Below are 17,996 nucleotides of genomic sequence, written 5' to 3' on the forward strand. Positions count from 1 at the left end.
TCTAATTTATATGTGAATAAATAGCGAACAAAGATTGCATTTCATGAGAACGCAACCCCACGGCATCGGGGAAATTTATGAAAGCGCTTTGGGGGATGGCCTGGACACGGGCGCATGAAGACGCCAGCACGACTGCATTGCCGAAGATGCATCGTGCCTGGGACAATCAATGGTCGTACCGAACTCGTGAGTCGTCCGCCACGTCTAGCCGTAGCGCATTGCGATCAGCGTGGGAAAATCAAATCATCGTCATCGAGGTCGGTTGACGGCCGGCATATATACACCGGACAGGAAGCGCGATCCTTCGTGGGGAGATAATCCTGATAGGCGTAATAGCCCAGATCGCATGCGCCGCTATCCGCGACATAGCGATCATAGAGCGTCATGTTCGGTGTTCTCTTGGCGGGGTAGCGCATGATGACCGCGCGCTCCCGGTTGATGACCGCCCTGGCTTCTGCGCAGGTCATGGACATGGAATTATATCGCGAAATCGCGAATGCCGGCGTCGCTGCCGAGGTGACGAGCAGGCCCAGCAGGATGAATTTTTTCATCTGAGTAATCCTCCCTGAAGTTGTTATAATACAATATATATACGCGGAGACCGCCATTGCGGTTTCCATATTTGTGACAAAACGCAAGTGTGATCGAGGTGGGAGGCTTCGTGATGAACCACGATAGTTATGACGATTCCTATATAGCCGATATCCTCTTGTCCGTAAGGACCATCGCGCTCGTCGGCGCTTCGCCCAATCCCGCGCGCCCGAGCAACGGTGTGATGGCTTATCTCCTGAACAGGGGCTATCGCGTCATCCCCATCAATCCCGGACAGGCCGGCAAGGAAATTCTGGGACAATGGGTCTATGCGCGGCTGGCCGACATTCCCGAGCCTGTGGATATGGTCGACGTTTTTCGGGCGCCCGAATATCTTCGATCGGTCGTGGAGGAGACGATCATGATCGAGCCGCGGCCACCGGTCATTTGGGGTCAGCTTGGCGTGCGTGACGACGCCGCCGCGGCAAGAGCGGAAGCCGCAGGGGTGAGGGTCGTCATGGACCGCTGCCCGGCGATCGAGTATCCGCGCCTGGTGGCATGACCGGAGATCACACGCGACGGCGGTCTCCGGCCGTTTATCGCGCGATCTCACTGAAAGATGGCAAGTTTTTTCCGCGAGCCAAGAAGCACGGCAAAGTTCGCGGTTAACTTTCATATGCCAGGCGTTATGCTTTTCCCGTTACGAACAAAATCCGGCGGGAGGAAAAATATGCCAGCCAGCAACCCAGGTTTTGACACGCTTGCGATCCACGCGGGCGCGCAGCCGGACCCGACGACAGGCGCGCGCGCGACGCCGATCTACCAGACGACATCCTTCGTCTTTCAGGATGCCGATCATGCCGCTGCACTGTTTGGATTGCAGCAGTTCGGCAATATCTACACCCGTATCATGAACCCGACACAGGCCGTGCTTGAAGAGCGGGTGGCCGCCCTCGAAGGCGGAACCGCGGCCCTCGCGGTCGCCTCCGGTCATGCGGCCCAGTTGCTCGTCTTCCATGCCATCATGCAGCCGGGCGACAATTTCGTCGCGGCCAAACGGCTTTATGGTGGCTCGGTCAATCAGTTCGGTCAATCATTCAAGAGTTTCGACTGGCGCGTCCGCTGGGCCGATCCTGCGGATCTTGCGACCTTCGAAGCGCAGATCGATGGCCGCACCCGCGCCATCTTCATCGAAAGCCTTGCCAATCCCGGCGGCACCTTCGTCGATATCGCGGCAATCGCAGCCATCGCGCACAAGCATGGCCTGCCGTTGATCGTCGACAATACGCTGGCGAGCCCCTATCTCATCCGGCCGCTGGAGCATGGCGCCGATATCGTCGTGCATTCCTTGACGAAGTTCCTCGGCGGCCATGGCAATTCCATGGGCGGCATCATCGTCGACGGCGGCACTTTCGACTGGTCCGCTTCGGGCAATTACCCCATGCTGTCTTCACCGCGTCCGGAATATAACGGCATCGTGCTGCACGCGACCTTCGGCAATTTCGCTTTCGCCATCGCCTGCCGGGTGCTGGGCTTGCGCGATCTCGGCCCGGCCATCTCGCCGTTCAATGCCTTCCTGATCCTGACCGGCATCGAAACGCTGCCGCTGCGCATGCAGCGTCATTCGGACAATGCGCTCGCCGTTGCGCGTTGGCTGAAGGCGCAGGAGAAGGTGGCGTGGGTCAACTATTCCGGCCTGGAGGACGATCCGAACCACGCCCTGCAGCAGCGTTACTCGCCGAAAGGTGCGGGCTCGGTCTTCACCTTCGGACTGAAGGGGGGGTATGAAGCCGGCAAGGGGCTGGTCGAAGGCCTTGAGCTCTTCTCGCATCTTGCCAATATCGGCGATACGCGCTCGCTCGTCATCCATCCCGCCTCGACGACTCACAAGCAGCTGACTGACGAGCAGAAGGTCGCCGCCGGTGCCGGCCCGGATGTGGTGCGCCTGTCCATCGGCATCGAGGACGTCAAGGATATCATCGCCGACCTGGAGCAGGCACTGGCAAAAGTCTGAGGACTGCCCCGGCGGGAGGCCGAAAAAGCTTGTCGGTCTCTTTGACCGAAGTGCATTTCATGCTTGTCTCGGTCCGCGATCGCCAATGGCGGTCGCGGACTTTTTTGGTCCTGGTGAAGCGTGACGGACGGGAGACTTAAGTGGCAACCTATCTGCAACTGAATGTCGAGGGTGTGGAGCCTGAGGCGGGCGCGCCCGCAGCGGATCGTCTCATTTCGGGAGCCCCGGCCTTCCGAACCTGGAGCCTCGATGAGGCTGAGGGCGGCCTTTATGCCGGCATCTGGGAGGCGACGCCGGGGAAGTGGAAGATCGCCTATGACGAGTGGGAGTATTTCAACATTCTCTCCGGCTATTCCATTGTGACAGCCGATGACGGCGAGACGTTTCATCTGCGTGCAGGCGACCGCATGATCTTGAAGCCGGGCTTCAAGGGGACTTGGGAAGTTATTGAAACGACTCGCAAGGACTATGTAATCCGCCTTTGAGTATGATCTTGATTCAAAACGTGAAGATCGCCCTGCTTCATGAAAGGATGCGAGCCTTTCCCTGCGGCTCCGCAATGGCCGCCATGCTTGCTGCAGGTTGTGTCACCGCCGCTTCATTAAACTGTCATCAAACTGAAACAATGCGGCATTAGAGCCATCACTGTCGCCAGGAGATCGAGGTGGGGTTCCTAACCGATGGGATACTTCGTGCTTAGCTCCTGCTCGCCATCCTTTCATCACTCTGGGAAGTGAGTTCAATCATGTTGAATCAAAAATTTCGTTCGCTCTGCCTGACTGCAGGCTTCATCGCGGCTATGTCCGTTTCGGCCTCTGCTGCCGATATCACGGGCGCCGGCTCGAGCTTCATCGCACCGGTTCTGTCCAAGTGGGCTGAAGGCTACAAGGCTGCGACGAACAATGTCGTCAACTATCAGTCGGTCGGTTCGGGCGCTGGCATCAAGCAGCTCCTCGACAAGACCATCGTATTCGGCGCTTCGGACAAGCCGATGAGCGACGCTGACCTCGAAAAGAACGGCATTGCCCAGTTCCCGATGATCTCCGGCGGCATCGTCGTTTCCTATAACGTTGAAGGCGTAAAGCCGGGCGAACTCGTTCTCGACGGCAAGACGCTGGCCGACATCTTCCTCGGCAAGATCACCAAGTGGGACGATGCAGCCATCAAGGCTCTCAACCCGGAAGTAAAGCTGCCCTCCACGACGATCTCCGTCGTTTATCGCGCCGACAGCTCGGGCACGACCTTCAACTTCACCGACTACCTGGCGAAGGTTTCGCCGGAGTGGAAGGAAAAGGTTGGTTCGAACACGGCAGTTGAATGGCCGGTCGGCTTCGGCGCCAAGGGTTCCGAAGGCGTTTCCACCACCGTCAACCAGACCGCTGGTTCGATCTCCTACGTTGAATACTCCTACGTCGTCGCCAATCACATCGGTTTCGCGAAGATGAAGAACGCTGCCGGCAAGGTTATCGAGCCGAGCCTCGACACGTTCAAGGCTGCTGCTTCCAACGCAGATTGGGCCAAGGCCAAGAACTTCAACCTGATCATCACCAATCAGCCGGGCGAAAAGAGCTGGCCGATTGCCGCTTCGACCTGGGTTCTGCTCTATAAGAAGCCGGCCGATGCTGCCAAGAACGAAGAAGCGCTGAAGTTCTTCAAGTGGTCCTATGAGCATGGTCAGAAGGACGCGACCGCCCTGTCGTATCTTGCGATCCCGGACAATGTTGCCGAGATCGTCGAGAAGTCCTGGAAGACGGAATTCGGCACGAAGTAATTTGCTGCGTGAGAAGTTGCGGCGGACAGGGTATAACTCTGTCCGCCGGCTTACGTGACGGGACAAGGGGAAATCGATGGCTGACGCGACTCAGACGGCTGGCTTCCAGGCACTGGATACCACCGCCGCCACCAGAAAATTCCGGACACAGGATCGGATTTTCTATTTTATGACGCTTGGCTCGGCTGCTCTTGTCGTGCTTCTGCTGCTGGCAATCCTTGCAGTTCTCGTTATCGATGCCTTGCCAACCTTCCAGGCCTTCGGACTTTCGTTCCTCTGGGGTACGAAATGGAGCGCTCCTGCCGATATCTATGGCGCTGTGCCCGCCGTGGTCGGTACGCTGGTAAGTGCACTCATCGCCATGCTGATTGCCGTTCCCCTGAGCATCGGCATCGCCATCTTCCTCACGGAACTTTGCCCCGGCAGCCTGCGCCGTCCGATCAGCACGGCCATCGAGCTTCTGGCCGGCGTTCCCTCCATCATCTACGGCATCGTCGGTCTGTTCATTCTCGTGCCGCTGATGCAGAACTATATTCTGCCCTTTCTCATGATGACTGTCGGCCAGGTGCCTGTGATCGGCCTGCTGTTCCAGCCGCCGGCGCCGGGCGTCGGCCTGTTGACGGCAAGCCTCGTGCTCGCCGTCATGATCCTCCCGTTCATCACCGCGATCGCCCGCGACGTGTTCAGCACTGTGCCGCCGATGCTGCGTGAATCCGCTTACGGCATGGGCATGACGACATGGGAAGTGGCTCGCCACATCCTGATCCCCTACACACGTCGCGGCCTCGTCGGCGGCATCATGCTCGGCCTCGGCCGCGCGCTTGGCGAAACAATGGCCGTTACCTTCGTCGTCGGCTCGGTGAGCCGTCTGCAATCGTCGATCATCTCGCCGTCCACCACCATTTCCGCCCAGATCGCGAATAACTTCGGCGATGCCGACGGTCTGCAATTGTCGAGCTTGATTGCGCTCGGTCTGCTCCTGTTTGTCCTTTCCTTCTGCGTGCTTGCGCTCGCAAGGTGGATGATCGGCCGCGGCGACTCGCATTGAGGATAAAGCCCATGGAAAATGCAATTCGTCAGAACCTCGTGTCGAGACGCTATGGTAAGAACCGGGTGATGATGGCCTTGTGCTTCCTCGCGGCCGTCCTTGGCATATTCTTTCTCAGCGTGATCCTTGTGAGCCTGCTTTATCGCGGTGTATCGGCGCTCAGCCTCGACGTGTTCACCATGTCGATCCCGGCTCAGGGCTCCCGCGGTGGCCTGATCAACGCAATCTACGGTACTGTGCTGGTCACGGGCTGCGCCATCCTGATCGCCGCGCCGATCGGCATTCTCGCCGGCACCTATCTGGTGGAATATGCCAACGGCACCAAGCTTGCCGAGTTTGCCAAGTTCATCAATGACATCCTGCTGTCGGCGCCCTCGATCATTGTCGGCGTGTTCGTCTATGGCGCTGTCGTCGTGCCCATGCACGGCAACTCCGCGATCGCCGGCATCCTCGCGCTGGCGCTGATCGCCCTCCCGGTCGTCAACCGCACGACGCAGGACATGCTGCTGTTGGTGCCGAATGCGCTGCGCGAGGCGACCGCCGCGCTCGGCGCGCCGCGCTGGAAGTCCATGACGCTGGTGATTTATCGCTCCGCCTGGACCGGCATCCTCACCGGCATCCTGTTGGCTGTCGCCCGCATCAGCGGCGAAACCGCGCCACTTCTCTTCACCGCCGGTTATAGTAAATTCATGAATGCGGGCCTGACCGGTCCGATCGCCACGCTGCCGGTTGCGATCAACACGCTCGCCGCCGATGCCGGCGAGGATCTGAAACAACTTGCCTGGGCCGGCGCGCTGATCATCACCGTTGCCATCCTTGCGCTAAACGTCCTTGCCCGTGTCTTGAGTGGGCGCCGCCAGTGACGCAGCCGCCGAACGATAGGAATGAGACCATGAACATGAGCGACAGCAATTTCCAGAGCGTCAACGCACAGCCGGGGAAGGACGCCGCGTCCCAGTCGGATCTCGGCCTGGCGAAACTGGAGGTGAAGAACCTCGATTTCACCTATCAGAACGGCCATCGCGTTCTGAAGAGCGTGAATATGAACATCCGCAAAAATGCGGTCACCGCCTTCATCGGCCCCTCGGGCTGCGGTAAGTCCACGCTGCTGCGCACTTTTAATCGCATGTATGATCTCTACCCGGGCCAGACGGTTGCGGGCGAGATCCTGCTGGACGGTCGCAATATCCTCACCAAGGACGTCGATCTGAACGATCTGCGCGCCAAGGTCGGCATGGTGTTCCAGAAGCCGACGCCGTTCCCGATGTCGATCTATGAAAACGTCGCTTTCGGCATTCGGCTCTATGAAAAGATTTCCAAGGCGGAAATGGACGTTCGCGTCGAAGCGGCGCTGACGGAAACGGCGCTGTGGAGCGAAGTGAAGGAAAAGCTGCACCAGAGCGGACTTGGCCTTTCCGGCGGCCAGCAGCAGCGCCTCTGCATCGCTCGCGCCATCGCCATTCGCCCCGAAGTCCTGCTTCTCGACGAACCGACCTCGGCTCTTGACCCGATCTCCACCGCCAAGGTCGAAGAACTGGTGTCGCAGCTGAAGGGTGATTTCACGATCGTCATCGTCACGCACAACATGCAACAGGCGAGCCGTATCTCCGACAGCACCGCCTTCATGTATCTTGGCGAGTTGATCGAATACGGCCAGACCGAGCAGATATTCCAGGCGCCGAAGGTCAAGCGCACGGAAGACTACATCACCGGTCGTTACGGCTGATACGGCCGGAGATTGCCGCACGATTTGCGAAGGCGCGCTGTTCAGGCGCGCCTTTTGTGTTTGAGAGCGGCCGCTTTGTTGGGCGATTGTATGATTTGGTCAAGCCAAAACTATCGAATGGGATGTGCCGGATAGGCCGGTCACATCCTGGCGATCGTGCCCATGCGCCGCAAGGCGTGGATCTGGTCGTCGAGCGTCGGCACCAGCTCGCCTTCATCCGCCGCAGTCGTCGCGTCGGGCTCTCCCGCGGTCTCCATTTCATTGAAGACGATGGTGCAGTTGCGACCTGCGCGCTTGGCGGCGTAAAGTGCGCGGTCTGCAAAGGAAACCAGCCGGTCCCAGCTGACCGTGTCGCGCGGCATGATCGCAACGCCGATGCTGACCGTCGCCGGCACCAGCGAGCGGCCGGCAAGCAGCGGCACGCGGCAGAAATCGGCGCGGATGGTTTCCGCCAGCGCTTCGGCCTGCGACTGCTCGTCTATCGGAACGAAGGCGACGAATTCCTCTCCGCCCATTCTGCCGAATGCGCCAGTGCGAGGCACGAACTGACGGGCGATACGGGCAAACTCGACCAGAACCGCGTCGCCTGCCTGGTGGCCATGGCGGTCATTGATCTTCTTGAAATGGTCGAGATCGAACAGCAATGCGGCGAGCTTCCGTGGCTGTTGCTGTCCTTCGCCGACAAGAATCTCGTAGCTTTCCTGGAGACCGCGCCGGTTCAGAACGCCGGTCAAAGTATCGGTGATGGAAATCGCCCGCCAGCGGCGCTCGGCGCGTTCCATGAGAAGCTTGCCGTTGAGAATGATGGCGACGATGATGAGCAGAGCATAGCCGAGTGCCATGTAGCCGCGATAGATCATGGCCTGTCCCAATGGCGGGGCCATCAACACCATCCAGAGAGCCGAGCCGAAGCAGAAGCAGGCGAGTGTCACGAAGACGATGCCGAGCTGTCCGCGTGCCGGCTCGCGCCGGCCGTCAGCCGGCTGGACGGCGAAGGCGAGCAAGGTCGCGCCGACGGCTCCTGCGAGATCGTAGACGATGATGCGATTGATGAAATTATCCGTGACCCATGGCAGGCTGACGCCGATCAGCCAGAGCACGGGCGGCAGAAATGCCGACCATTCCAGCTTGCGTTTGTCCATTATGCGGAAGCCGACGATCCAGGCGCTTTCGCCAAGCAGCCCCACGGCATTGCCGATCTGGATCGACCAGATATCGGGGATGACGCCGCGAGCTGCCACCAGGGCGAAGCCCGCGGCGCTGACGGTGAAACCCAGAGCCCAGATCAAATAGGCGGGGGATTTGCGATCGTGCCGCCAGGCAAGAAGGAGGACGGTCGCCAAGGTGATGGCTTCCGAACACCATATGGTGAGGCCTGTGGTCATATTCAGCACGATCGGATGTCTCCGCTGTTTTCGGCCGTCGGCGCAAACAGCACGACGATTTCCGCGATCGGCTCATCCTTGCCCAATAAGATGGCAAGTTCCTTAAATCAGTTGGTAAATTTTGCCTGTGCTGGAGATCTCCGCCAGACCGGCACAGACCTTCATGCTTCCTTCACCTTGCGATTGCGAATTGTAGTGGGTAGCGGATGGTGCGTCGCTACGGCGTCTTGGCATTCGAGGAGCCGTGGTTAGAAATGCTTTGTCAACGCCTCGTGGGGCATTAGTGCTTTTTGACGTTATGCTTTCGGGCGTCTTGAAGTGCAGGGCAGGGACACTCTATGTAGGAGTAAAGGATTTTTACTCCGATTCCCGGCGTTTCCGTCGCCGGGGCAAGTTTGATAAAGGACGCACATGAGAAATCCAGTCGATACAGCTATGGCTCTGGTGCCGATGGTTGTCGAGCAGACCAACCGCGGGGAACGGTCTTACGACATCTATTCCCGCCTGCTGAAGGAACGCATCATTTTCCTGACCGGACCGGTCGAAGACCATATGGCGACGCTGGTGTGCGCCCAGCTTCTCTTCCTCGAGGCCGAAAACCCGAAGAAGGAAATCGCGCTCTATATCAATTCGCCGGGCGGTGTCGTGACCGCCGGCATGGCGATCTACGATACGATGCAGTTCATCAAGCCGGCCGTTTCGACGCTCTGCATTGGTCAGGCTGCGTCGATGGGCTCGCTGCTTCTGGCCGCCGGCGACAAGGACATGCGTTTCGCAACGCCGAATTCCCGCATCATGGTTCACCAGCCTTCGGGCGGTTTCCAGGGCCAGGCTTCGGATATCGAGCGCCACGCCCGCGACATCATCAAGATGAAGCGTCGCCTCAATGAAGTTTACGTCAAGCATTGCGGCCGGACCTATGAAGAGGTCGAGCAGACGCTCGATCGTGACCATTTCATGTCCTCGGAGGAGGCCAAGGAATGGGGTCTGATCGACAAGGTGCTGACGTCGCGTACCGAAATAGAGGGTGAAAGCGCCTCGTGATTAATCCACGAGGCGGTGACTTCTACGCCACAGTTCTATCCCATTTGTGATCGAATAGGGGTTTAATGTGGAGCGGAACACGGTAATAGTAGGCATTAATGCTATGTAGCGTTTTTATGACATAGCATTCGGCATTCGAAGGGGGATCGTTGCCACGCAGTTCCGGTTGGTTGCCTGGCCTGCGTTCAGTACCCTGAAGGGCGCCGCGATCTGCAAACGAGGGGCAGGTCCGGCGGGCGCATAGAGTGGACCGCGATTTCAAATTGGAAATTTGCGGCGTGCTGGAAGGAAAGTGATATGAGCAAAGTCAGCGGCAGCAACGGCGGCGACTCAAAGAACACGCTTTATTGTTCGTTCTGCGGTAAGAGCCAGCATGAAGTCCGGAAGTTGATTGCCGGACCGACCGTATTCATCTGCGACGAGTGCGTCGAGCTATGCATGGACATCATCCGCGAGGAAAACAAATCCTCGATGGTGAAGTCGCGTGACGGTGTTCCGACCCCGCAGGACATTATCAAGGTTCTTGACGAATACGTCATCGGCCAGCGGCAGGCAAAGAAGATTCTCTCTGTTGCCGTTCACAACCATTACAAGCGTCTCGCTCACGCATCGAAGAACGGTGACGTCGAGCTGGCGAAGTCGAACATCATGCTCGTCGGCCCGACCGGCTGCGGCAAGACCTATCTTGCTCAGACGCTCGCCCGCATCATCGACGTTCCCTTCACCATGGCCGATGCGACGACGCTGACCGAAGCGGGCTACGTCGGCGAAGACGTCGAAAACATCATCCTGAAGCTGCTGCAGGCTGCCGACTACAACGTCGAGCGCGCGCAGCGCGGCATCGTCTACATCGACGAAGTCGACAAGATTTCCCGCAAGTCGGACAATCCGTCGATCACGCGCGATGTCTCGGGCGAGGGTGTGCAGCAGGCGCTTCTGAAGATCATGGAAGGCACCGTGGCTTCGGTTCCCCCGCAGGGCGGCCGCAAGCATCCGCAGCAGGAATTCCTGCAGGTGGACACGACCAACATCCTCTTCATCTGCGGCGGCGCCTTTGCGGGCCTCGACAAGATCATCTCCGCCCGTGGCGAGAAGACCTCGATCGGCTTCGGCGCCACTGTCAAGGCTCCGGATGACCGTCGCGTCGGCGAAGTGCTGCGCGAGCTGGAGCCGGAAGATCTGGTGAAGTTCGGTCTCATCCCCGAATTCATCGGCCGTCTGCCCGTTCTGGCGACGCTGGAGGACCTTGACGAGGATGCGCTGATCCAGATCCTGTCCGAGCCGAAGAACGCGCTGGTGAAGCAGTATCAGCGCCTGTTCGAAATGGAAGACGTCGAGCTGACCTTCCACGAGGATGCCCTGCGCGAAATCGCCCGCAAGGCGATCGTCCGCAAGACGGGTGCTCGTGGTCTGCGCTCCATCATGGAAAAGATCCTCCTCGACACCATGTTCGAACTACCCGCGCTGGAAGGCGTGCGCGAAGTGGTCATTTCCGAGGAAGTGGTTCGTGGCTCTGCCCGCCCGCTCTACATCTATGCCGACCGGCAGGAGGAAAAGGCCAACGCAACGGCCTGATCCACCATCCGTGATCACGAATCGGGGGCTCGTCATCGACGGGCCCCTTTCTGTTTGAAAAATCGTACAGTTTGCTGATAAAGTCTTGGATAAGCTTATTGGAATGCCGTCGGAACCGGTTGTGAAGAGTCCCTGCTGCAGCCATGATGGCATGATTCTGGAGCACTAGGCGGACAGGGCGCAGGCCCGGCGTTTTTTCTTCGGATTTTAGCGTCGCCGGTGGTGTTCGAGTTGCCGGGCCTTGGTGTTTTGTTGTTGCGTTCCTCCTCGCGAATACGCGGGATCGTCGCCTTGTGGCGGGCGTTTCCTGTGACTTGAAATAGGCAGTGTGAAGCTCCACTTGTTTACCAAGTGAGAGAGCCGGCTAAATCCCCCAAGCCGGCAGAGAGCCCGGGAACGGGACGACGGAAAGGAAATGACATGAGTAAGAAAACGTCTGCGACACACGACAGCATTGCCTATCCGGTACTGCCGTTGCGCGACATCGTGGTCTTCCCCCACATGATCGTGCCTCTGTTCGTCGGACGGGAGAAATCCATTCGCGCGCTGGAAGAGGTCATGGGTTCGGACAAGCAGATCATGCTGGTCACCCAGATCAATGCCAGCGATGATGATCCCGCGCCGGACGCCATCCACAAGGTCGGTACCGTTGCAAATGTCCTGCAGCTGCTGAAACTGCCCGACGGCACCGTCAAGGTGCTGGTGGAAGGCCGTGCGCGCGCAGAGATCGACGAATATACCGGCCGTGAAGACTTCTACGAAGCCCTCGGCCATGTCCTGCATGAGCCGGAAGAAGACCAGGTCGAGCTGGAGGCACTCAGCCGCTCGGTCGTCTCCGAATTCGAGAGCTATGTGAAGCTCAACAAGAAGATTTCGCCGGAAGTGGTTGGGGCTGCCAGCCAGATCGACGATTATTCGAAGCTGGCTGATACCGTCGCATCGCATCTGTCGATCAAGATCACCGAAAAGCAGGAAATGCTGGAAACCACCAGCGTCAAGGCTCGCCTGGAGAAGGCGCTCGGCTTCATGGAAGGCGAGATTTCGGTTCTGCAGGTCGAGAAGCGCATCCGCTCGCGCGTCAAGCGCCAGATGGAGAAGACGCAGCGCGAATACTATCTGAACGAGCAGATGAAGGCGATCCAAAAGGAGCTTGGCGACGGCGAAGAAGGCCGCGACGAGATGGCCGAGCTGGAAGAGCGTATCTCCAAGACCAAGCTGTCGAAGGAAGCCAAGGAAAAGGCCGATGCCGAGCTGAAGAAGCTTCGGCAGATGAGCCCGATGTCGGCCGAGGCGACCGTGGTGCGCAACTATCTCGACTGGCTGCTGGGCATCCCCTGGCACAAGAAGTCGAAGGTCAAGGCTGATCTGAACAATGCCGAGAAGATCCTCGAAGCGGATCATTTCGGTCTTGAAAAGGTCAAGGAGCGCATCGTCGAATATCTGGCCGTGCAGGCTCGCGCGACCAAGATCAAAGGCCCGATCCTGTGCCTCGTCGGCCCTCCGGGCGTCGGCAAGACCTCGCTCGCCCAGTCGATCGCCAAGGCGACCGGCCGTGAATATGTCCGTATGGCTCTCGGCGGCGTTCGCGACGAAGCCGAAATCCGCGGTCACCGCCGCACCTATATCGGCTCGATGCCCGGCAAGGTCATCCAGTCGATGAAGAAGGCCAAGAAGTCCAACCCGCTCTTCCTGCTCGACGAGATCGACAAGCTCGGCCAGGACTATCGCGGCGATCCGTCTTCGGCCCTCTTGGAAGTGCTGGACCCGGCGCAGAACTCGACCTTCATGGATCACTACCTGGAAGTCGAATACGATCTGTCTGATGTGATGTTCATCACGACGGCGAATACGCTGAATATTCCCGCGCCCCTGATGGACCGCATGGAAGTGATCCGTATCGCCGGCTATACTGAAGATGAAAAGCGCGAGATCGCCAAGCGGCATCTGCTGCCGAAGGCCATCAAGGAACATGCGTTGCAGCCGCAGGAATTCTCGGTCAGCGACGATGCCCTGATGGCGATCAGCCAGCAGTACACCCGCGAAGCCGGTGTTCGTAACTTCGAGCGCGAATTGATGAAGCTCGCCCGCAAGGCGGTCACCGAGATCATCAAGGGCAAGACCAAGTCGGTTGCCGTTACGGCCGAGAATATCTCCGACTATCTCGGCGTGCCGCGCTTCCGCCATGGCGAAGCCGAGCGCGACGATCAGGTCGGTGTTGTCACCGGTCTCGCTTGGACCGAAGTCGGCGGCGAGCTGCTGACGATCGAAGGCGTGATGATGCCGGGCAAGGGCCGCATGACGGTCACCGGCAACCTGAAGGAAGTCATGAAGGAATCGATTTCGGCGGCGGCCTCCTATGTCCGCTCGCGCGCTGTTGATTTCGGCATCAAGCCGCCGCTCTTTGACAAGAGCGACATCCATGTGCATGTGCCGGAAGGTGCTACGCCCAAGGATGGTCCGTCGGCCGGTGTCGCCATGGCAACCGCGATCGTTTCGATCATGACCGGCATCCCGGTTTCCAAGGATGTCGCCATGACGGGTGAAATCACGCTGCGCGGCCGTGTGCTGCCGATCGGCGGCCTGAAGGAAAAGCTGCTGGCGGCAATGCGCGGCGGCATCAAGAAGGTGCTGATCCCGGAAGAGAACGCCAAGGACCTGGCGGAGATTCCGGATAACGTGAAGAATAGCATGGAGATCATTCCGGTGTCGCGCATGGGTGAGGTGATCAAGCACGCGCTTGTTCGCCGTCCTGAGCCGATCGAGTGGGATGGCACCGTGGAAACGCCTGTGATCGCAACGGTCGAAGGCGTTGACGAAGTGGGTTCTTCCATCGCTCATTGAGCCCCTTCGCCTCAATTCTGTCGAATTGACATAAATGGACGAAAAGACCGGCATTTTTGCCGGTCTTTTTTTGTGAAAAGCGTATGGCAACGCTTGCTTTTCCTTGATTTGCAGGGCTTTTGGGGTTGCGGCGGGTAAGAGCATTGCTATTTTGCACCCCGCTTACTGATAAGTCGTTTCATACCAGAGAAAGGGGTGGAAACATGAACAAGAATGAGCTCGTGTCCGCAGTGGCTGAGAAGGCCGGTATCACGAAGGCTGACGCTGCTTCCGCTGTCGACGCTGTTTTCGATACTGTCCAGGCCGAACTGAAGAAGGGCGGCGACATTCGCCTTGCTGGTTTCGGCAGCTTCACCGTTTCCCACCGTGCAGCCACCAAGGGCCGTAACCCGTCCACCGGTGCCGAGGTCGATATTCCTGCCCGTAACGTACCGAAGTTCACGCCCGGCAAGGGCCTGAAGGACTCGGTCAACAGCTAATTCGTTTTCACCCGCTATGAGGCGTTTGCCTTGCGGGTGAATGACAATCGGGGCCCGCTTTTGCGGGCCCTTTTTTATAATCTCATGCTGCAATTATGCGCTGAAAATTCAATGCCGGGCAGGGCGAGCAGTTGCGAAGCCGTCAAGCGGATAGGGCCAGTCCGCATAGATGACCAACGATAGGATGGCCTCATTTCTTCAAGACGATGTGAGTGGCTTTCTTCGTCGCCTCATGGGCGGCGACCTGAAAGCCGAGCGAGGGCAGGTCGATGCCGGCGAACATTGCTTCGCCCCTCCCGAGCACGACGGGCGAAATGGCATAGTGTATCTCGTCGACCAAGCCCGCCTGAAGATATTGGCGCACTGTGCTGACACCGCCGCCGATCTTGATATCCTTGCCTCCGGCCGCCGCCTTGGCCTGCGTAAGCGCCTCTTCGATCCCGCCCGTGACAAAATAAAAGGTCGTACCGCCCTCCATGACGATTGGCTCGCGGGGGTGATGGGTCAGAATGAAGGTCGGTGCATGATAGGGCGGATTGTCGCCCCACCAGCCTTTCCAGTTTTCATCGGGCCATTCGCCGCGAATGGGGCCGAACATGTTGCGGCCGAGGATGAAGGCACCAAAACCGGTATTTGCCGACGCCGCGTATTTCGCGTCGGCACCCTCCGTTTCACCCTCTTTGCCGAACATCGCCTGGAATGCCTGGGTGGGGAAAAACCACTCAAACAATTCCGGACCACGCTTGCCTAAGGGATCATTCAGGCTTTGCTCCAGTCCGGCTCCGAAGCCATCGACAGAGAGCGAGAATCCTGCAACGCGAACTTTCGGCATGCCTTCCTCCATCTAATTGCAATTTGCAACTGGTTGTGTCGTAACATGGCCGATCCTACATTGCAATTGGTTCACTAAAGGAAGCGAATATGGATATCGAGCGGCGGTCGGGGTGCCCGATCAACCTGACAATGGAAGTGTTGGGGGACCGCTGGAGCCTGATCGTCATTCGAGACATCATGTTCGGCAATCGCCGGCATTTTCGCGAGTTGCTCAATCGGTCCGAGGAGGGGATTGCCTCCAACATACTTGCCGCGCGACTAAAGCGTCTCGTCTCGCTCGGCTTGATCACCAAGCTGGACGATCCCAGCCATAGTCAGAAGGCGATTTACAGTCTGACGGAACCGGCGATTCAGCTTGTGCCGATGATTGCTACGATCGGCGCCTGGGGCAGGCGGCATCTGCCTGTCAGCGAAGATTTGAGCATCCGCGCTGAACTTCTTGAGAACGGCGGCCCGACCCTATGGGACGACTTCATGAACGATCTTAGAAACATTCACATTGCGGACCCGATCGGCGGAGCAAATGGTAGTGTCACATCGTCCGTCTTGATGGGCCTTACAAACGCCTTTCTCGAGGTCCGCGCAAAAATGGAACGCAAAGAGTGAAATAGTTTTGCGTTGATGACAGCCGGAATGTTTCGGTTCGGCGACTGTGCGCAGGAACTGCAATGTCTGCCGATGGCGAAAAATAGCGGCAAACACCGCTGTCCCGGTTGGAGGCGTCCGTTATCGAATCCATTTCTCTGCCTGGCGGCGTCAGAGCAACGTCCGGCCACCATTGACGGCAAGTTTTTGGCCCGTGATGAAATCCGCCTTGCTCGAGGCGAGAAAGACGACGGCGTCGGCAATGTCTTCGGGTTTGCCGAAATGGGCAAGCGGCGTATGCGCGAGGTAGCCGTCCTTTGCCTGCTGTGAAGCGCCGGCATGGCGCTCGACCGGTATCCAGCCGGGGGCAACGAGATTGACCGTGATCCCTTCCGGTGCGAGTTCCCTTGCCCAGGAACGTGTCATTGCGAGCATGGCGCCCTTGGCTGAGGCGTAGTTGCCGAAATTGGGATTGCCGAGCTCCGCAACCTCGGAGCCGATATTGATGACGCGGCCAGACTTGCGCGCCCGCCAATCTGGCAGCACCGCTTGCAGCAGTTCCAACGGCGCTTTGACGAAGAATTCCATCTGATCGAGATAGGTCCGCCAGGATTGCTCCATGAGCGGCATTTCCGGCTGGGGTCCAGTCGCGTTGTTGACGATGAGATCGACCGGTCCGAGCGATGCCTTGATCTTTTCCAGACCGTCCACAAGCTGGTCCTTGTCGATCACGCTGAACTGGGCGGCGTAGGCCTGTCCGCCGTGCTGCCGGATGGTCTCGACGACCCTTTCGGCACCCTCGGTATCCCGGGCATAGTTGACCGCGACAGCCCAGCCGGCCTCCGCAAGCTGTAAGGCGATCACGGCGCCAAGGCCCCGCGAGGCGCCCGTTACCAGTGCTACTTTCATGGTATTCCTCCTCCAGGCTCGGTTCGAGCCTCTTTACTCACTTTTCTCCATCCAAAGCGTTGTGATAGCCGGAAGCGCAGGTTCCGGCTATCCATGCCAAAATCGCCTTACCAGCGATGATGAACATGCGGCGCGATCAGGCGCTCGTAGATCTCGCGTGTCGCCGCCATGACATCGGCCGAGAGTGGTGCCAGATCGGCTGCGGCTGCATTGGCCCTGGCCTGCTCGGCATTGCGGGCGCCGGGGATGACGACCGTGACGGCTTCGTTCATCAGGATCCAGCGGAGAGCAAAGGCTGCCATGCTGGCGCCTGATGGAACCAGCTTGCGGACCTCTTCCACGGCCTGGAGACCGACTTCGAACGGCACGCCGGCAAAGGTCTCGCCGACATCGAAGGCCTCGCCATGGCGGTTGAAGTTGCGGTGATCGTCGCTGGCGAACTGCGTATCGCGGGTGATCTTGCCTGACAGTAGGCCGGAGGCGAGGGGAACGCGGGCGATGACGGCCACGTTCTTGCGCTTGGCTTCCTTGAAGAACAGATGGTCGGGGCGCTGGCGGAAGATGTTGTAGATGATCTGGATGCTGAGCACGCCTGGATATTCGATCGCCTTCAGCGCTTCCTCAACCTTCTCGACGCTGACGCCGTATCCCCTGATCTTGCCAGCCTTCTTTAGTTCGTCGAGCCCGGCAAAAACCTCTGGCCGATAGAGGACTTCGGTCGGCGGGCAATGAAGCTGCACGAGATCGAGGCTTTCGACGCCGAGGTTTTTCAGGCTGCGATCGATGAAGCCTTCGAGATTGGCCTTGTTATAGCCGTCGGCGACATGCGGGTTCAACCGACGGCCGGCCTTGGTCGCCACCATCGGCCGCTCGCCGCCGCGCGCCTTCAGCACGTCAGCGATGATTTTCTCCGAGCGGCCGTCGCCATAGACGTCGGCAGTGTCGATGAAGGTCATGCCGGCATCGAGGGCGGCATTCAGCGCTGCGCGGCCGTCGGCCTCGCTGACATCTCCCCATGCGCCGCCGATCTGCCAGGCTCCGAAGCCGACATCGGTCACGATAAAGGGCGTCCGTCCGAAAGCATGATGTCTCATACGATGTCTCCTCTCTTTTGCTCGCAAGATGATAGGGCAGTAGCAGCCGTCCGACAGGGCCACAAGCGCACATCGGCGATCAAGGATCGCAATCGCGTGACTGTGAAACATTGGCAGGCGCGCGCCGGCTTACGAAACCGTTGGATGAAGCCGCCGGCGC

At 58.9% G+C, this 17,996-nt stretch carries 17 protein-coding genes; 12 read left to right on the top strand and 5 right to left on the bottom strand.

What is annotated here, in order from left to right; genetic code table 11:
- Positions 1-224: 224 nt before the first annotated feature.
- Complete coding sequence (locus ABOK31_RS04585; RefSeq protein ID WP_174174269.1) at positions 225-551, bottom strand: hypothetical protein; 327 nt, start codon at positions 549-551, stop codon at positions 225-227.
- A 113-nt stretch (positions 552-664) separates the two neighbouring features.
- On the opposite strand from ABOK31_RS04585, the gene ABOK31_RS04590 reads away from it, so the two are divergent.
- The 7 genes from ABOK31_RS04590 to pstB all read left to right on the top strand — a co-directional run bounded on the left by ABOK31_RS04590 (position 665) and on the right by pstB (position 7,090).
- Positions 665-1,093, top strand: a complete 429-nt coding sequence (locus ABOK31_RS04590; protein ID WP_015339469.1) for a CoA-binding protein — start codon at positions 665-667, stop codon at positions 1,091-1,093.
- Between the two features lie 168 nt (positions 1,094-1,261).
- Entirely contained in the window at positions 1,262-2,545 is a 1,284-nt protein-coding gene (locus ABOK31_RS04595) for an O-acetylhomoserine aminocarboxypropyltransferase (protein ID WP_349957903.1), read from the top strand.
- A 140-nt stretch (positions 2,546-2,685) separates the two neighbouring features.
- Positions 2,686-3,030, top strand: coding sequence for a cupin domain-containing protein (locus ABOK31_RS04600; RefSeq protein ID WP_349957904.1), 345 nt, complete (start codon positions 2,686-2,688; stop codon positions 3,028-3,030).
- 314 nt (positions 3,031-3,344) lie between these two features.
- Positions 3,345-4,316, top strand: a complete 972-nt coding sequence (gene pstS, locus ABOK31_RS04605; RefSeq protein ID WP_234910559.1) for a phosphate ABC transporter substrate-binding protein PstS — start codon at positions 3,345-3,347, stop codon at positions 4,314-4,316.
- Positions 4,317-4,392: 76 nt separating this feature from the next.
- Positions 4,393-5,364 carry a phosphate ABC transporter permease subunit PstC gene (pstC, locus tag ABOK31_RS04610; RefSeq protein ID WP_174174274.1) on the top strand — a complete coding sequence of 324 codons (972 nt, stop codon included), beginning with the start codon at positions 4,393-4,395 and terminating at the stop codon, positions 5,362-5,364.
- Positions 5,365-5,375: 11 nt separating this feature from the next.
- Positions 5,376-6,227 (top strand): phosphate ABC transporter permease PstA, encoded by an 852-nt coding sequence (gene pstA / locus ABOK31_RS04615; protein ID WP_174174276.1) that lies wholly within the window; start codon positions 5,376-5,378, stop codon positions 6,225-6,227.
- Positions 6,228-6,256: 29 nt separating this feature from the next.
- Positions 6,257-7,090: a phosphate ABC transporter ATP-binding protein PstB gene (gene pstB / locus ABOK31_RS04620; RefSeq protein WP_083961298.1), complete on the top strand. Its 834-nt coding sequence runs from the start codon at positions 6,257-6,259 to the stop codon at positions 7,088-7,090.
- Positions 7,091-7,230: 140 nt separating this feature from the next.
- Here pstB and ABOK31_RS04625 read toward each other — a convergent pair whose 3' ends face one another.
- Positions 7,231-8,475 carry a GGDEF domain-containing protein gene (locus ABOK31_RS04625; protein WP_349958855.1) on the bottom strand — a complete coding sequence of 415 codons (1,245 nt, stop codon included), beginning with the start codon at positions 8,473-8,475 and terminating at the stop codon, positions 7,231-7,233.
- A 411-nt stretch (positions 8,476-8,886) separates the two neighbouring features.
- On the opposite strand from ABOK31_RS04625, the gene clpP reads away from it, so the two are divergent.
- The 4 genes from clpP to hupB all read left to right on the top strand — a co-directional run bounded on the left by clpP (position 8,887) and on the right by hupB (position 14,414).
- Positions 8,887-9,519 carry an ATP-dependent Clp endopeptidase proteolytic subunit ClpP gene (clpP, locus tag ABOK31_RS04630; RefSeq protein WP_174174280.1) on the top strand — a complete coding sequence of 211 codons (633 nt, stop codon included), beginning with the start codon at positions 8,887-8,889 and terminating at the stop codon, positions 9,517-9,519.
- A gap of 297 nt (positions 9,520-9,816) precedes the next feature.
- Positions 9,817-11,094 (top strand): ATP-dependent Clp protease ATP-binding subunit ClpX, encoded by a 1,278-nt coding sequence (gene clpX / locus ABOK31_RS04635; protein ID WP_047627083.1) that lies wholly within the window; start codon positions 9,817-9,819, stop codon positions 11,092-11,094.
- A gap of 420 nt (positions 11,095-11,514) precedes the next feature.
- On the top strand, positions 11,515-13,935 hold the full coding sequence (gene lon / locus ABOK31_RS04640; RefSeq protein ID WP_174174281.1) for an endopeptidase La: 2,421 nt from the start codon (positions 11,515-11,517) through the stop codon (positions 13,933-13,935).
- A 203-nt stretch (positions 13,936-14,138) separates the two neighbouring features.
- Entirely contained in the window at positions 14,139-14,414 is a 276-nt protein-coding gene (hupB, locus tag ABOK31_RS04645) for a DNA-binding protein HupB (protein ID WP_015339480.1), read from the top strand.
- 190 nt (positions 14,415-14,604) lie between these two features.
- Here hupB and ABOK31_RS04650 read toward each other — a convergent pair whose 3' ends face one another.
- The gene (locus ABOK31_RS04650) at positions 14,605-15,246 is read right to left on the bottom strand and encodes a dihydrofolate reductase family protein (RefSeq protein WP_349957907.1); all 642 of its coding nucleotides are present in this window, start codon (positions 15,244-15,246) and stop codon (positions 14,605-14,607) included.
- Positions 15,247-15,335: 89 nt separating this feature from the next.
- Between ABOK31_RS04650 and ABOK31_RS04655 the strand changes: the two genes are divergently transcribed.
- Positions 15,336-15,854 (top strand): helix-turn-helix domain-containing protein, encoded by a 519-nt coding sequence (locus ABOK31_RS04655; RefSeq protein WP_174174283.1) that lies wholly within the window; start codon positions 15,336-15,338, stop codon positions 15,852-15,854.
- Between the two features lie 150 nt (positions 15,855-16,004).
- Here the strand turns inward: ABOK31_RS04655 and ABOK31_RS04660 are convergent, their stop codons facing one another.
- On the bottom strand, positions 16,005-16,742 hold the full coding sequence (locus tag ABOK31_RS04660) for an SDR family oxidoreductase (RefSeq protein ID WP_349957909.1): 738 nt from the start codon (positions 16,740-16,742) through the stop codon (positions 16,005-16,007).
- A 107-nt stretch (positions 16,743-16,849) separates the two neighbouring features.
- The gene (locus ABOK31_RS04665; RefSeq protein WP_349957911.1) at positions 16,850-17,836 is read right to left on the bottom strand and encodes an aldo/keto reductase; all 987 of its coding nucleotides are present in this window, start codon (positions 17,834-17,836) and stop codon (positions 16,850-16,852) included.
- Positions 17,837-17,996: the final 160 nt, after the last annotated feature.

Source organism: Rhizobium sp. ZPR4 (assembly GCF_040215725.1).
Classification (GTDB): domain Bacteria; phylum Pseudomonadota; class Alphaproteobacteria; order Rhizobiales; family Rhizobiaceae; genus Rhizobium; species Rhizobium rhizogenes_D.

Coding starts and splice junctions, on each gene's coding strand:
- pstA (WP_174174276.1), top strand. CDS start 5,376: ATGGAAAATGCAATTCGTCAGAACCTCGTGTCGAGACGCTATGGTAAG.
- pstB (WP_083961298.1), top strand. CDS start 6,257: ATGAACATGAGCGACAGCAATTTCCAGAGCGTCAACGCACAGCCGGGG.
- ABOK31_RS04625 (WP_349958855.1), bottom strand. CDS start 8,475: ATGACCACAGGCCTCACCATATGGTGTTCGGAAGCCATCACCTTGGCG.
- ABOK31_RS04595 (WP_349957903.1), top strand. CDS start 1,262: ATGCCAGCCAGCAACCCAGGTTTTGACACGCTTGCGATCCACGCGGGC.
- lon (WP_174174281.1), top strand. CDS start 11,515: ATGAGTAAGAAAACGTCTGCGACACACGACAGCATTGCCTATCCGGTA.
- ABOK31_RS04655 (WP_174174283.1), top strand. CDS start 15,336: ATGGATATCGAGCGGCGGTCGGGGTGCCCGATCAACCTGACAATGGAA.
- ABOK31_RS04590 (WP_015339469.1), top strand. CDS start 665: ATGAACCACGATAGTTATGACGATTCCTATATAGCCGATATCCTCTTG.
- ABOK31_RS04660 (WP_349957909.1), bottom strand. CDS start 16,742: ATGAAAGTAGCACTGGTAACGGGCGCCTCGCGGGGCCTTGGCGCCGTG.
- clpX (WP_047627083.1), top strand. CDS start 9,817: ATGAGCAAAGTCAGCGGCAGCAACGGCGGCGACTCAAAGAACACGCTT.
- hupB (WP_015339480.1), top strand. CDS start 14,139: ATGAACAAGAATGAGCTCGTGTCCGCAGTGGCTGAGAAGGCCGGTATC.
- clpP (WP_174174280.1), top strand. CDS start 8,887: ATGAGAAATCCAGTCGATACAGCTATGGCTCTGGTGCCGATGGTTGTC.
- pstS (WP_234910559.1), top strand. CDS start 3,345: ATGTCCGTTTCGGCCTCTGCTGCCGATATCACGGGCGCCGGCTCGAGC.
- ABOK31_RS04585 (WP_174174269.1), bottom strand. CDS start 551: ATGAAAAAATTCATCCTGCTGGGCCTGCTCGTCACCTCGGCAGCGACG.
- ABOK31_RS04650 (WP_349957907.1), bottom strand. CDS start 15,246: ATGCCGAAAGTTCGCGTTGCAGGATTCTCGCTCTCTGTCGATGGCTTC.
- ABOK31_RS04665 (WP_349957911.1), bottom strand. CDS start 17,836: ATGAGACATCATGCTTTCGGACGGACGCCCTTTATCGTGACCGATGTC.
- pstC (WP_174174274.1), top strand. CDS start 4,393: ATGGCTGACGCGACTCAGACGGCTGGCTTCCAGGCACTGGATACCACC.